Origin of the sequence: Paenibacillus sp. FSL R5-0701 (assembly GCF_037973995.1) — a bacterium.
Lineage (GTDB): Bacteria > Bacillota > Bacilli > Paenibacillales > Paenibacillaceae > Paenibacillus.
The window spans coordinates 4,610,733-4,623,679 of sequence record NZ_CP150230.1 but is presented as its reverse complement, the minus strand read 5'-3'; the positions used below and the strand labels follow the sequence as shown (position 1 = coordinate 4,623,679).

16 protein-coding genes and 1 pseudogene are annotated in these 12,947 nt (G+C 37.2%); 15 read left to right on the top strand and 2 right to left on the bottom strand.

The window, feature by feature from the left end:
• Window positions 1-218: 218 nt before the first annotated feature.
• Complete coding sequence (locus tag MKZ13_RS20410; protein ID WP_339177754.1) at window positions 219-989, bottom strand: hypothetical protein; 771 nt, start codon at window positions 987-989, stop codon at window positions 219-221.
• A gap of 399 nt (window positions 990-1,388) precedes the next feature.
• On the opposite strand from MKZ13_RS20410, the gene MKZ13_RS20405 reads away from it, so the two are divergent.
• The 9 genes from MKZ13_RS20405 (at window position 1,389) to yaaA (ending at window position 7,209) form a co-directional block, all read left to right on the top strand.
• Window positions 1,389-2,063, top strand: a complete 675-nt coding sequence (locus tag MKZ13_RS20405) for a hypothetical protein (RefSeq protein WP_339177752.1) — start codon at window positions 1,389-1,391, stop codon at window positions 2,061-2,063.
• Window positions 2,064-2,319: 256 nt separating this feature from the next.
• Window positions 2,320-2,679 (top strand): hypothetical protein, encoded by a 360-nt coding sequence (locus tag MKZ13_RS20400; RefSeq protein WP_339177750.1) that lies wholly within the window; start codon window positions 2,320-2,322, stop codon window positions 2,677-2,679.
• A 63-nt stretch (window positions 2,680-2,742) separates the two neighbouring features.
• Window positions 2,743-3,024: a hypothetical protein gene (locus MKZ13_RS20395; RefSeq protein ID WP_339177747.1), complete on the top strand. Its 282-nt coding sequence runs from the start codon at window positions 2,743-2,745 to the stop codon at window positions 3,022-3,024.
• Window positions 3,025-3,259: 235 nt separating this feature from the next.
• Window positions 3,260-3,715: a hypothetical protein gene (locus MKZ13_RS20390; RefSeq protein ID WP_339177745.1), complete on the top strand. Its 456-nt coding sequence runs from the start codon at window positions 3,260-3,262 to the stop codon at window positions 3,713-3,715.
• A gap of 217 nt (window positions 3,716-3,932) precedes the next feature.
• A complete protein-coding gene (locus tag MKZ13_RS20385) occupies window positions 3,933-4,334 on the top strand; it encodes a DUF4279 domain-containing protein (protein ID WP_339177743.1) in 402 nt (133 codons plus the stop codon).
• Window positions 4,335-4,388: 54 nt separating this feature from the next.
• Window positions 4,389-4,829, top strand: coding sequence for a hypothetical protein (locus tag MKZ13_RS20380; RefSeq protein ID WP_339177741.1), 441 nt, complete (start codon window positions 4,389-4,391; stop codon window positions 4,827-4,829).
• 398 nt (window positions 4,830-5,227) lie between these two features.
• Window positions 5,228-5,386: a hypothetical protein gene (locus tag MKZ13_RS20375; protein ID WP_165789856.1), complete on the top strand. Its 159-nt coding sequence runs from the start codon at window positions 5,228-5,230 to the stop codon at window positions 5,384-5,386.
• Window positions 5,364-6,242 carry a prohibitin family protein gene (locus MKZ13_RS20370; RefSeq protein ID WP_083669817.1) on the top strand — a complete coding sequence of 293 codons (879 nt, stop codon included), beginning with the start codon at window positions 5,364-5,366 and terminating at the stop codon, window positions 6,240-6,242. The genes MKZ13_RS20375 and MKZ13_RS20370 overlap by 23 nt, the downstream gene beginning before the upstream one ends.
• Before the next feature lie 214 nt (window positions 6,243-6,456).
• Window positions 6,457-7,209: a peroxide stress protein YaaA gene (gene yaaA / locus MKZ13_RS20365; RefSeq protein WP_339177737.1), complete on the top strand. Its 753-nt coding sequence runs from the start codon at window positions 6,457-6,459 to the stop codon at window positions 7,207-7,209.
• 204 nt (window positions 7,210-7,413) lie between these two features.
• Here yaaA and MKZ13_RS20360 read toward each other — a convergent pair whose 3' ends face one another.
• A complete protein-coding gene (locus MKZ13_RS20360; protein ID WP_339177734.1) occupies window positions 7,414-7,977 on the bottom strand; it encodes a DUF4879 domain-containing protein in 564 nt (187 codons plus the stop codon).
• Window positions 7,978-8,627: 650 nt separating this feature from the next.
• On the opposite strand from MKZ13_RS20360, the gene MKZ13_RS20355 reads away from it, so the two are divergent.
• The 6 genes and pseudogenes from MKZ13_RS20355 (at window position 8,628) to cdiI (ending at window position 12,200) form a co-directional block, all read left to right on the top strand.
• The gene (locus MKZ13_RS20355; protein ID WP_339177732.1) at window positions 8,628-9,848 is read left to right on the top strand and encodes a WXG100 family type VII secretion target; all 1,221 of its coding nucleotides are present in this window, start codon (window positions 8,628-8,630) and stop codon (window positions 9,846-9,848) included.
• Window positions 9,849-9,860: 12 nt separating this feature from the next.
• Window positions 9,861-10,460, top strand: a complete 600-nt coding sequence (locus MKZ13_RS20350; protein ID WP_133385454.1) for a pentapeptide repeat-containing protein — start codon at window positions 9,861-9,863, stop codon at window positions 10,458-10,460.
• A 219-nt stretch (window positions 10,461-10,679) separates the two neighbouring features.
• A pseudogene (locus MKZ13_RS20345) lies at window positions 10,680-10,874 on the top strand (DUF2004 domain-containing protein); the annotation flags it as partial.
• 89 nt (window positions 10,875-10,963) lie between these two features.
• A complete protein-coding gene (locus MKZ13_RS20340; protein WP_339177730.1) occupies window positions 10,964-11,215 on the top strand; it encodes a hypothetical protein in 252 nt (83 codons plus the stop codon).
• A 52-nt stretch (window positions 11,216-11,267) separates the two neighbouring features.
• Complete coding sequence (locus MKZ13_RS20335) at window positions 11,268-11,759, top strand: hypothetical protein (RefSeq protein ID WP_339177728.1); 492 nt, start codon at window positions 11,268-11,270, stop codon at window positions 11,757-11,759.
• Between the two features lie 63 nt (window positions 11,760-11,822).
• Entirely contained in the window at window positions 11,823-12,200 is a 378-nt protein-coding gene (gene cdiI, locus MKZ13_RS20330) for a ribonuclease toxin immunity protein CdiI (RefSeq protein WP_339177726.1), read from the top strand.
• The last annotated feature ends 747 nt before the right edge of the window (window positions 12,201-12,947 follow it).

The following is a 12,947-nucleotide window of genomic DNA, read 5'->3' as shown; positions in this document are numbered from 1 at the left end:
CATATCAATAATGAGTCTCCAGCAATCGGTTGGACGTAGCAGCATTGCATACGAAAAGCGATTGGATACCATGGATATATAAACAAAAAACCACTCCAAATGAATGAACTGCACCCCAATTGTTAGACACAATTACCAATTGGAGGTGCAGTTCAATGAATTAGGGTGGTTTTTAGAGTAGTAGTTTTGTCATAATGTGCGATGGAGCTGTGTTTACACTACTCTTGAACAGCAAAAGGAATTTCCAACAAAGTGGGCTCTACAATGGTTTTTCCAGTATCGTAGTCATAGACTTTGTTGAATACAAGTTCAATGGATTCCAACTTATCAGGGTCATCGGTATATACCAAACCGTAATTCGTATTATCAATAACTACGCCATCATACTGATTATAGACATATGATTTTCTCATAAAATTGCGATCTGCGGAGATCGGCTTTCCCGTGTTTGGATGAATGGAGTTTAAGCCGTAAAAACCGATATTCTGATCCGTAGTATTTTCAACAGTATAGAGAATATTAATATAAGTGATCTTGGAACCGATATCTTCTCGATTTAGAATGGAAATGTTTTTCTGTGAATCCTCAGGAATGTCACTAGCCTCTAATAATTGGGCATGAACAATATGAATGGTTAGTGGGCCACGTTCAAAACGTGTATTCAGAGGCACAGACTTTAGTAATTTCAGATTCCCGCCATAATCAAATATTCCTGTATCGCCAGGTTTGGATAGGATCGGTGACACAACACTTTCAAATAGCCTGTTCTGAAGACTGCTGGCGGCCTGCTCGAATTGATCTAGTTCTGGCTCCCATCCATTATAATTGCGTTCGGACCGGAAAGGTTCTAAACCGGTTTCCATGACTTGTCCAGAAGAAGCATCCATAGGCTGTATTTGATTGATTTCTAGTTGTGTAGAAGTGGCATGATTTGAGCTACCTGAGCTACCCAGAAGTGCGATAGCGAGCAGTAATTGAACAATAAACATAGGATGAGACACCCTTTCTCTCTAAAATAAAATTAAATAAGTTCATCAACCCACCTAGTTGTTATCTGAAAATAATATGGCCTGATATGATATTGGTGGAATAGATTTACGGTCAAAGTAATAATAATCATAGCAAAATGGCGCATTGAGATAATGAGAATAACGACCTAACTTCAGGTAATAGAAGATTGACGAGTGGATATAGTGATTTAGATATAAGGACCCATGCGACAAAGTGGGGATTTCTGTTCGGTAAGGACCAGGGTCGGTTATGAGTGGATACATAGAACCATTTTAGAAGAATAACAATGAAATTTATCGGAGGAACAGATCGAACAGATTCTACAGGCTGGATCGGTTGTGTTAGAATATAGGAATTATGGAAGTTGGAGGGTTGAAGTGGGAATACATAAAGAGTTAAGTCAAATTAGAGCTGAAAACCAATCCACTACTAAACAAAAAGTTTTTTCAATTGTATGTGCGATAACGATCGGAGTGATTTTAGGTTTAGCGGCAAAGCTTGTGGATGCTCAGGGGATTAACCCCATATTTGACGATATTGGTGGGCGTCTAGGTATTTGGATTTTTGTTGCCACACTCATATCGGTTATTAGTTATTCTCCTAAACTAGCAGCAGTTAAGGTATTCTTCTTTTTTGTGTCGCTACTAACTGTTTATTATCTATACACCGTGTTTTTTCTACATTTCGTTCCAATGAAAGAAATTATTTTTTGGGGGATGTGTGCAGTAGTATCTCCGATGTGTGCTTATGTGATGTGGTATGCACGAGGCAATGGAACTGTACCTAGTCTAGTGTTATCCCTTCCAATCACAGCTCTACTGTCCGAAGGGTATCAATTGCGCGATGCTTACTTGCCCGAGCATACTCATTACTATTTGATCCCAATACTTATGGGAATATATCTAATCATGGTCATTATTTTATTATTTATTGTTCCTACGAAAAGACTTAAATTTTTGATTATACTACCAATATCTATAATAATGTCTTTCATCATCATATATTTTGATGTTCTAGGGCGGTTATTCGGTGGCTTGAACGGAGTGTTATAGATCACTTTGGCAGATTGTCATACAAATGCGACAGTCTTTTTTACAATAGTATATTTGCTTGTGTCAAAGTCTGGTTCGTCCTGTGTTGCCATAACAGGATTGATATTTGAAAAGATGAGAGTTACTGCAAAAATGGCGACCATAATCTTCTTGAAATTCATGTTAATTCTCTAATTTCCTTAGATGTAATTTGTTATGATCTCTTATTTTGCTAATTTATTATTTACTATAGCTTGACTATAAAGGAGGATTTATTATGAAGAGAGTATCCTTTTTTTTGCTTTTTCTTCTTCTATTGACAGCATCCGCTTGTTCAAACAAAGTCACTTCATATACAGGAGAGAGTGAGAATTGGCGTGTCTCATGTACAGTTCAAAGTAATAGCGATGTAGCAAGCTATGAATATGAAATTAGGTACTTAGGAGATAATCCTTCATTAATTGAAAAAGTTAAAACCAAATTTATGAGCGAAAATATTCATTCTACAGGAGAAGTTCCTTTTAATACTGTGATCAGAGGAAAAGCTGAAGGGATGTCCCCGTTTTTGGATGAGAATGAATTTCTAGTTCAGATTGATTGGGAAGGAAAATCGGAAAAGATAGTGGTTACCAAATGATGGTGATAATAAGCGGGAATATTAATAGAATTACAAACTACAGGCTAAAGTGAGGTGAATAAAATGAAATTTCTAAAGGGAGCATTGATTGTAATTGCACTAATAGTTGTAGCTTCAGTCACATGGTATGGCTCCTATAAGAATGATATGAAGGAGCTTGAAGATGGTTTAAGAACGTATTTAATCGTTGAAAAGGGTATGGATGAACATGATATCATTAGCATCACTGCTCGTCGCAGTAAAATGCCACAGTATCCTGTAGTCGTCAAATTGGAGGATAACCCACAGGAATATGTCTACACCTACAGAGAAACGAAATGGGTACAACTATGGCCTGATCCATAATTCTTCAATGGTATGTCCGATATTATTCGGTTTTATGGAATATTACGTCCTTTGGATGGGTTAGACCTTATCTGTTGGATATGCAAGGATAAGTTGCAAGGTCCGGGTTTCAGCTCGCTTTATCAATTTTGGGGTAGCAAACTCTCAGATCATCTTTAATCTGAAAGCAACTGCATCCCGGGCCAAGATGGAAAGAGGGTAAATGGTACGTTGCTAAATAGAAGGAGGGTCATATTTGAGAAAAGGATTATTTATAGGTTTATTATTGATTACAGTAATCATTCTGGTGTTTTTTATGATGAAAGATCCGGTTCCCGTAGAAACTAGCAGGCATGTAAAATCTGTTGAACTAAAAGGTAATGTGTGCTTAGTTACCGTCAATAACCCTCAAAAGTCTACAGAGAGTACTCAAACAGAACAGTTCGAAAGTCAGTCATGCACAAATTTAAAAGAAGGAGATGCAATAAGCTACCAATCTCTAAATCAAGGTAAGTATCTACACATCGTTTCAATTAATAAAGAACTAACAAGAGATCCTCTGTCAGGCTCAATAACTAAGAAGTTTGAGGAGGGTGGAAATATGTATATCTCCGTTGAATTACCTGGTGTAGGGGAAGAAATCTTCTTAATAGATAAATCGGACATTACTTTTTACTTGGATACTTGGGGACTTCCTATTCATTTAATTTAAGTCTATTGTTCAACCAATACATATCTGAAGACTCACCAGTTGCTTTTACTACATGGGGGAATATGTCGAGGGACAAAATGTGGTCATTTAAAATTCGCTAATTTAAATTTAAAGATAAGTAAGATGTTCAAATATGATAATAAAATGTATCAATAAAGAAGGTAGTACTCTTGCAGTTCAGGTTTTTGATATATGAATAAAGTTGGGAGGATCATATATGGACAAAACGAATATTATGGCTGAATTTATCATTACAGGAGATCATTTCGAACCGAAGTTAATCACAGAACAGATTGGAATTGAACCATCTGGAACCTATATAAAAGGAGAAAAGATTGATGATAGAGATTTGTATCGAAAGGAAACCTGTTGGTTTTTGGAGACGGACTATCAGGAATCTTTTGATATCAATCAGCAATTGAATCACATACTCAATCTTTTGGAGCCACATATAGAAAAGTTGAAAACCTTGAGAATGAAGCATAATTTGAATTTTCGGTTTAGCTTCTCGATTAGGATTATGCATAATGAGACCCCTGCGATTACTATTGAGAAAAAGGCAATTGGTATAGCCTATGATTTGAACGCAGAGTTTGATTTTGATTTGTATATTCTGTAGCAATGGAAACAAGTCATTCTGAAAATACATACAGAGGACAAGGGAAATGATTAAATGAATATTGGAGATATTGAGAAATTAGCGGATAGGTTACCTACAGAAGTTTTACTGTCTTTGTTCAGGAATGCTTTAAAAGATTTTGAAAATAAGATTCTTGATAAAAAAGTTTTTTTGTTAATCCTATCCGAATTAACAGATCGACAAATCATGACTTATGAGCTTTTAGAGGATAAAACTAGAAATGAGATAGATGTCTTAATGAGGAAGTTATGGAATACTAATTACTACGAAGATGTAGATATCATACTCTCTATTGTTGTTAACCTTGGTTTGAAGAATTGTTTTATTAAAATTAAAGAGTCTATAAGTAAAGAAGATAATATAGATTTGATAATTTTAAACGAGATTAAAGAGACGATTATGGAGGTTGGAGATCATATTTCAAATCCATACTATGACTTAGAAAGGTTTAAATCATCTAAAAGTGAGTTTTAGCTCATAAGATGGTAACCTGTGATATAAATTTATAGTTTTAATTTTGGTTCGTATCATTACTCATTCGAAGATGCCATTAAACATTTTGATGGCTCTTTTTTTGTGACAGTAGGGCAGTTTATTTAGAATATGTGTACACCTACAGAGAAGAGCAATGGATACAACTCCTGATCCATAATACCCAGATGAATTGATGATTACTTTCTTTATATAGAAATAACCGGGTACAGGACGTCACTATCACTCACTATTTTCTTCTCTACTTTACCTAATAGTAGTTCAAGCGCGGAATATCCTTGAAACCTAATATGAATTTACAAAGTATATATAAAGGAGGATAAAATTAGTTACCATTTATAAATTTGTACTCGGTTAGATCCATAGAGGGGAGGACGGATATGCCATTTATTGGGGGAATCATTTTAATTTTTATCCTAGCATTTATTCTATGGTCATTAATGTTCCCGCTATTCAATAAAATAGGTAGTAGAATTTTGAAGAAATACAATAAATTCAAACAAGAGGAGAATGGTGATGAAAAATTCAAAGACGTTTAGGGTAGGGGCAATTGCGGTTGCATTAGTTATTATTGTGGGAGTGCTAATGGTGACCTTCTTTTTAACACGAATTCCTAATGGATATGTTGGGGTCGTTTATTCACCAAATGGAGGCGTAAAAGATAGCACACTGAGTCAAGGGTGGAAACTCGTTGGAGCGTTTGATAAAGTGACGAAATATCCGATCCGAATTCAAACGGTGGAATACAGAGATATTCAGATTGCTACTTCTGACGGGAAAAACATCACAATCGATTTTGCTTACAACTACCAAGTAGAACCAAGTAAAGTATCTTCTATCTTTAATACATTTGGGCCAATTAGCATTCAAGAAATTGAGGATACATATCTCAAAACACGTTTCCGTGACGCAGCTCGTAAGGGGATTTCCAAGTTTACAGTCATTGATGTGTATGGTGAAAAGTCATCCGAAGCAGGAGTAGACGTGCAACAACGTTTTTCTGATGACGTTAAAGAGTTAGGCTTTATTGTATCCAACGTTACTGTAGGTGTTCCTCAACCTGACGCCAAGACTCAGGAAGCAATCGATAAGCGTGTCGAAGCTTCTCAAGAACTGGAACGTAAAACGACTGAACTGGAGATCGCCAAGAAAGAAGCAGATCGTAAGCGCGTGGAAGCGCAAGGTAATGCAGACAAACTATTGATCGAAGCAGAAGGTCAAGCTAAAGCAAATAAAGAACTTCAACAATCATTGTCGAGTCAACTCGTTGAATATGAAACCATTAAGAAATGGGATGGAGCCCTTCCATATGTAAGTGGGTCAAATACGCCAATGATTCAATTGCCGACTACAAAAACTGAGCAAAATAGCGGCGGGGGGAGCGTATCTCCCTAATAGCGGTTTGAAATGCACCCCTTGCTTTCTCACCAATTTAATGTGTTGAATTCTAATGAACAAGCCGGTCCAATCGTGGGCTGACTTGTTCATTTTAAGTCTTTTCAAAGGTACCATGAGGGATTTAGTTAAGCCATGGCATTGGATTCACCTGTCCAATCCTGTACAATGGATAACGACAAAAACAACGGTAGATTAAGGATGGATCAGCACGATGAGAATTATCATATCACCAGCTAAAAAGATGAAGATTGATACCGATCTTATGGCTATCGCACAGATGCCGCAGTTTATAAACGAGTCAGAACAGCTATTGAGTCTGCTTCAAAAGTTATCCTATGACGAACTCAAAGCGATGTGGAAGTGTAACGATGCAATCGCCGAACAGAACGTGGAGCGGATTCAGAATATGAATATAAAAGCAAATCTGACACCAGCAATCTATGCCTATGAGGGCATTCAGTATCAATATATGGCTCCAGGTGTTTTTCAAAATGAGGAACTGGCGTATCTTCAGCAGCATTTACGCATATTATCCGGTTTTTATGGCATGTTACGGCCTTTGGATGGCGTTACTCCTTATCGGTTGGAGATGCAGGGCAAGCTGCAAGGTCCAGGTTTCAAATCGCTCTATCAATTCTGGGGTAGCAAACTCGCAGATCAGCTTCAGTCGGAAAGCAACTACATCCTAAATCTAGCGTCCAAAGAGTATAGCAAAAATATCACGCCTTTTCTAAGTGAGGAAACCCGGTTCATTACTTGTGTATTCGGACAAATGGTCAATGGGAAGCTTGTTGAAAAGGCAACCTGGGCTAAAATGGCCAGAGGTGAAATGGTACGTTATATGGCAGAGCATAAGATTGCAGAGGTGAAGGACGTAAGAAACTTTGATCGGTTAAACTTTGCCTTTTCAGAAGAGCGATCTGACGAGAGTACGTATGTATTCATACAAGCAGAGGGAAAGTAGCCTACAGTGCAACGGTGGGTTTCTATACAAAGTCGCGCCCTTTAAGGTCACAATGAGAAAAGACGCAGGGGATGTATATCCCTGCGTCTGATCAAGAATCAAATCTGTGTCCAAAGCTGATGAGCTTTTGGGCTTACTTCCCGTATTCCTCAGGATAGAACCAGGATAGCCAATTCCTCCAATGTTCATATTACATCCTTCCTGTTAACGAACATTAATCCAAGCGGTCCACTGTGTTGGAATATTAATGGAATAGACCGTTCCTACAAATTGTCCCCCTGTACTAGGGGCTTCATAAACCCAAGAATAGGCCCAAGCATCTACGACACGATCACCGTCCAGATCAATAGCTTCAGACCAGTTGTTTGTCATTGTATTGCCGGCGAGTGTGCCGTAGTGACTGCTGTCATAACCGATCTGGAAAGTAATACACTGAATCCAAGCCCCACCATGATCATTGGTTGTGGAGAGCGGGTTGTTATTGAAGCCGTAAATTTCTTGGCCGCCATTAGGAGATACGACACCGTATACATTAATGTGAGATACTTTCGGAGCAGGCGCAAACAGAACTGGACCACCCGCATTATCAGCCTTCTGCGATTCAAATTCAGCCTTAGCCGCTTTCACAGCTTCACGGAATTCTTTGGAATTAATAATTTCTTCCTTTGTCATAGGTTTGGCTTGGGTCACATCACCGTCTGCATAGGCAGCTACATTAAATGAAAGCACTAGAACAAGAATAAGAGCTAAACTAATCAATTTTCTCATAGCAATAAATTCCACCTTTCTTGTTATGGGTATTCTTTAACAAAAACATGCGGTTACGACAAATAGACCTGCTTGCAGTTAAAGCCTCTTGCCCTCCTCTCTTTTAAAGATGGTTCTTCCCCTTTTTTCTTTACTAAAAAAGAAATTAAGGAGGTAGAACTCTACAGGCTAGAAAACTCTATGAAGTAGGAATGTATATGTAAAATGAATGCCTGCCAATGATTATGTGTTGCAGACAAAATGTAAAACTCATTTATACGCATTGATATCTTAGTTATGTTAGGCTCTGATACCCATCTTGTTAATATAAGATTCCAAAATAAATATTTAAATTGTAATATATTCCATTTATACAAACATATAGTACACCTATTCGTCGGCACAAGTCAAGTTTATTCATTAATGCCATGAATTGTTAAAGTCTGCTGTTGATCGCAGTAAAATGCCGCAGTATCCTGAGTCATCAAATTGAATGACAACCCTCAGGAACATGTATACACCTGCAGAGAAATGTTATGGGGCTGAGGGACGGATATAAATCATTCTGAGCGTGGATTCATGCAGTGAAATCAGGAGGTTAGCCGGATGTAATTGCCATTAAAATTCTGCTAACATAGGTTAATCATATATCAGATGAGCGGTGAAAACGGATGAGTACAATTAAGGTGACTCCTGAGCAACTACATCATGTATCCAATCAGGTGGATCAGGCCAGACAACAGTTGGAGCATATTCGCAGTGAACTGACGAGACAGATCATGTTCGTTCAGATGATGTGGATGGGGGCGACGCAGGAGCGATTCTACTATGAGTTTGAACAGTCGCGCCCTATATTGGATAAAGCACTGGAGAGTATGGTGGGCATCTCCAAGGAACTTAAGGAGATCGCTACGCGATTTGAGAATGTCGATGCTGAAAAGATGAGTCTTGGAAGTGCTGTTGGCGCTGTGGGTGCGGGAGTAATGATGAAGACCTTGGGTAATGATGCGAGTACGGAGGATAAAGGCTACCGGATGGCGCAAGTCAATGTGTATGGGAAGCTGATGTGGATGCCTGTGAACGAGAATGGTGTTACGGATCAGGCAGCCCTTCAGGCATATAAGAAGGATCAGGGGCATTTGGATATCAATCGGATGCAAGCTACGGATGCTGAAGCGCCCGGGGAAGATATTTATGCGATGCAGATCAAAGCTTTTGAAAATAGAATTCATCCCTTCACAGGCGATCCTGTATCCGATAAGTATGCTCAGATGATGCTGACTTCTCTGAAATTCAGCCAACTATTTATGGCATTTCAGATGGTTCGCGGGAGTATGCCGGGTGGCAAAGGGCCGTTTCGCGTACCTTCTTCTCATCCAGCTGTAGCGAAGATTAAAAAGAATTTGGAAGCGGCTGAAGTGAGGAAAGATAGTAATATTAAAGGGATGGTTAAAGATAGTTATACTGGAGGCAGGAATCACAAAGAGTTGGATGATTTGGCTCGAGATCCTTCTGGTGGTGGGAAAATAGAACCCAAAAATATAAATGAAAGAGATGTTGGATTACAATTAGAAGCAAGAGGTGATTTAGGGAGAATAATACGTGATCCACAAGCAGATAAGGGCGCAGAGTTCATTGATACCACTACGGGCATAAAGTGGGACGTGAAGAGTTTTGAATCATATCCAAGTGGTAGGAACGGAATACCTATAACCAATCCTAAAAAGGGTGCTTTTACTATTCAAAATGGTATGCAAAAAATACATGAAGAATTTGCTAAGGGGCATGACGTAATTATTGATACGAAAAAAATGGTGCCAGAGCATATTGAACAACTGAAGAAAGCAATTGATAAAGAAGGAATAGCAGATAGAATATTATGGTTCCCCTAAAGGAGTGGAAAAATGGAAGAAAAAGATATTATCAATATGTTTGATTTGCATAAAAAGTGGGTTGAGACAATTGGTGATGAAGGTGAGCAGTTAAAGTTAGATGAAGTTGATTTAAGAGTTTTTGACTTATCTGATGTATTACTTGAACAATCCTATTTAATAGATTGCACTTTTGATGATCTCAAACTGGAAAATATTGATTTTCATTCATCATTATTAGCCTCATCAACTTTTATCAATACATGTTTAGATAAATGTGATTTTTATAAATCAGATCTCAGGTATACGGATTTTTCCAACTGCATCATTAAAAATAGTAGATTCAGTAAAGGTGATTGTTGGGAAGCAGCATTTAATAACGCATGTTTAGTTGATTGTAATCTGATTAATGTATCTTTCCATTTAACCGATTTTAGAAATGCAAGACTAGAAAATATAGATATAAGCGTATCGACATTTAAAGATACGTTGTTAAACGGAGTAACACTAAAGGGTATTAAAGGGATAGAAGAAGCTTTTTTTCAGAGTATAAATATTGGCACACCGGAAAAACCATTGCTGTTAGAAAAAGAAGAAGCTAGGAGATGGTTTTTAGAAAAATGTGAATCTTAAATATTAATTTCATTACATTAAACAGGTTGATCTTAGTTAGGTACCACGATGATTGACCTGTTTGTCATATCTTCGTTTTCCGGCCATGTTGTAGATAACAAAGAAGGGGGATGCTGCAATACAACATTACAATGAGAACAAATCTACTAACTTCTCTGAGAATACAATTGTATGGCGTGTGAACCTAGAGGATTTGCAAAAAAATTGAGGAAGACTCTTTTAATGAAAAATTGGAATAAATTGCAGCAAAATTTCGTACAAAAACTCTTAGAATATTATCAACAAACGCGATATGAACTGGGTTATGATATTGCTTTTAATGAGAACTATCCCTTAGTTGAAACAACGGACCAAATTCTAGAGATGATTGAGTTAGATCGAATTGTGGTTCCCTATGGGAATATAAGGAAATGCTGAGATATTGGGGTACTATTTAATTGCTCCAGCTTGCGAACAACTGCAAAAGATCAGGTCGTCCGTGTAACATAAGGAGGAGATACATATTGGCTTCATTCGTTTTGTTAATTAAGGAAATGGAAGATGAGGAAAAGGTTATTTATAAATTTGGTCCAAATGAGAATGTTATGGGGAGAATAGAATTAAATAAAATAACAAGGAAATTTACAGAATTAGACCCGATTCCTGACCCAAACATTGCAACAAAATTTTATTTCGATAGAGCAGCACAAAGGTTATCCGTTTGTTTCATTAGAGAAAATGGATTTTTCCCTAATAGAACCACATTTGAATCTTAATGTTTATTAAAACTTTGATTGGTTCCAGTTTGAGGGAGGAGATTATAATCTCATGGGCACTTCAGCTGTTATTTTAACGCAGAAAGATAAATATGCTCCAGAACAACTCCTTGCTGATACGATTGTTGCAGCTTTTCATTCGGAATCTGCTCTTTATTTCTACAACAACAAAACGTATACAAATGAAGGAGTATTTTTATATACAACGCTGAATATTAATCATAAGTCATTTACAGGGGACAATGAATCCTCATTGATATTCCATATTCACAGCATTAATAGCCTAAGTACTGACTTTTATTATCACGAAGATTTAGGTTTAGATACTAATTTATTATTATGCCAAGTCGGGCACATGGAGGATATCTATGGTAATCAAGAGTTAATACTTCATTTTATTTATGAATATCTCAAGTTGAATCCTGATGATTATTTTTGGATTGCGGACAATGATTGGGTATACAGCCGGGAGGAGATACAAAAACTGAAATCTTTACCGTACGACCCGGATTGGTGTTATAAAAACCCAAAGACTAACTTCTAAATTACGACAAAGGGAACATAAAGCTTTTTGATCCTGCTTTTTAATTAATATCGGAGGAGAGATATGATGTATAAAATATTGGCAACAAAAGCTGAAATAGATAGATTAGTCGAATCTTATTTCTGGATTATTGATTTTCCGAGAGCTTTAACATACTTCGGAGATCATGAGAGACATGGTTATGGTTCAGGTCCACTGGAGGTACAATTTTCATCCTATCATATGCCAGAAGAGGAAGAGTATATTGGTGATCAGAAAGTGTGTTTTATTGGAGAGCCTCCAGCATACGATGAAGATGTAATGGCAGTGATGGAGCATGATGAATTTTATAACTATTTGATGATTTACAGTGAGAAGTACGTGGAGGAGCACCCAGAAGCTAAACAGGATATTTATAATTTATTAGATATGGTAAAAAAAAGATTGGGTTTACATTCTTAACTCACTGATTGTGAATCATAAATCATTTGGAGGAACAACGAAAGTTCGTTTATCTTATACGTCCATAGTATTCATAGTCCAAGTATTGGGTGTACAGTTGGGAAGATATGAAAGCACTAAAAACGTTGCCGTATGACCCCGATTGATGTTATAAAAATCCGAAAGCTCTTCCCACCTGAATGTTGTGAGGAACGAGCTTTTTTGTATGCAGAAAATAAACCAAAGAAGGTGAGAGGACAGCAAATAGAGGTGCTGAATAAATTATTGTAGGCTATATTGATATGATCACATCGGCTTATCCGTTGTATTAAGAAGATTGGAGATACAAACATGATTAAATACAGGTATACCATTGAATATAAAGAAGATTTCAACGAAGTTATGATTTTATGCTCGAACTTGCCTGTAATGTGGTCTCACCAGATAAACTGCACTTCGGAATAGGGAGAAATGAAAATGGGGACTTCAGCTGTTATTTTAACAAAGAAAGATAAATATTCTCCAGATCAGCCTCTAGCTGATACTATAGTTGCAGCTTTTCATTCGGACGCAGCTCTCTATTTTTATAACAATAAAACGTATACAAATTAAGTGGAGTTCCTGTATACAACGCTGAATATTGATAATAAGTCATTTACAGGGGACTATGAATCCTCATTGGTTTTCCATATTCACAGCATTAGTAGCCCAAGCACTGAATTTTATTATCACAAAGATATAGGTTTAGATCCTAATGTATCACTATGC

What these genes read in the sequence shown, in the direction of transcription:
- MKZ13_RS20410 (WP_339177754.1), bottom strand. Translation starts at nt 989, where the DNA reads ATGTTTATTGTTCAATTACTGCTCGCTATCGCACTTCTGGGTAGCTCA.
- MKZ13_RS20400 (WP_339177750.1), top strand. Translation starts at nt 2,320, where the DNA reads ATGAAGAGAGTATCCTTTTTTTTGCTTTTTCTTCTTCTATTGACAGCA.
- MKZ13_RS20395 (WP_339177747.1), top strand. Translation starts at nt 2,743, where the DNA reads ATGAAATTTCTAAAGGGAGCATTGATTGTAATTGCACTAATAGTTGTA.
- MKZ13_RS20385 (WP_339177743.1), top strand. Translation starts at nt 3,933, where the DNA reads ATGGACAAAACGAATATTATGGCTGAATTTATCATTACAGGAGATCAT.
- MKZ13_RS20380 (WP_339177741.1), top strand. Translation starts at nt 4,389, where the DNA reads ATGAATATTGGAGATATTGAGAAATTAGCGGATAGGTTACCTACAGAA.
- MKZ13_RS20375 (WP_165789856.1), top strand. Translation starts at nt 5,228, where the DNA reads ATGCCATTTATTGGGGGAATCATTTTAATTTTTATCCTAGCATTTATT.
- MKZ13_RS20370 (WP_083669817.1), top strand. Translation starts at nt 5,364, where the DNA reads ATGAAAAATTCAAAGACGTTTAGGGTAGGGGCAATTGCGGTTGCATTA.
- yaaA (WP_339177737.1), top strand. Translation starts at nt 6,457, where the DNA reads ATGAGAATTATCATATCACCAGCTAAAAAGATGAAGATTGATACCGAT.
- MKZ13_RS20360 (WP_339177734.1), bottom strand. Translation starts at nt 7,977, where the DNA reads ATGAGAAAATTGATTAGTTTAGCTCTTATTCTTGTTCTAGTGCTTTCA.
- MKZ13_RS20355 (WP_339177732.1), top strand. Translation starts at nt 8,628, where the DNA reads ATGAGTACAATTAAGGTGACTCCTGAGCAACTACATCATGTATCCAAT.
- MKZ13_RS20350 (WP_133385454.1), top strand. Translation starts at nt 9,861, where the DNA reads ATGGAAGAAAAAGATATTATCAATATGTTTGATTTGCATAAAAAGTGG.
- MKZ13_RS20335 (WP_339177728.1), top strand. Translation starts at nt 11,268, where the DNA reads ATGGGCACTTCAGCTGTTATTTTAACGCAGAAAGATAAATATGCTCCA.
- cdiI (WP_339177726.1), top strand. Translation starts at nt 11,823, where the DNA reads ATGATGTATAAAATATTGGCAACAAAAGCTGAAATAGATAGATTAGTC.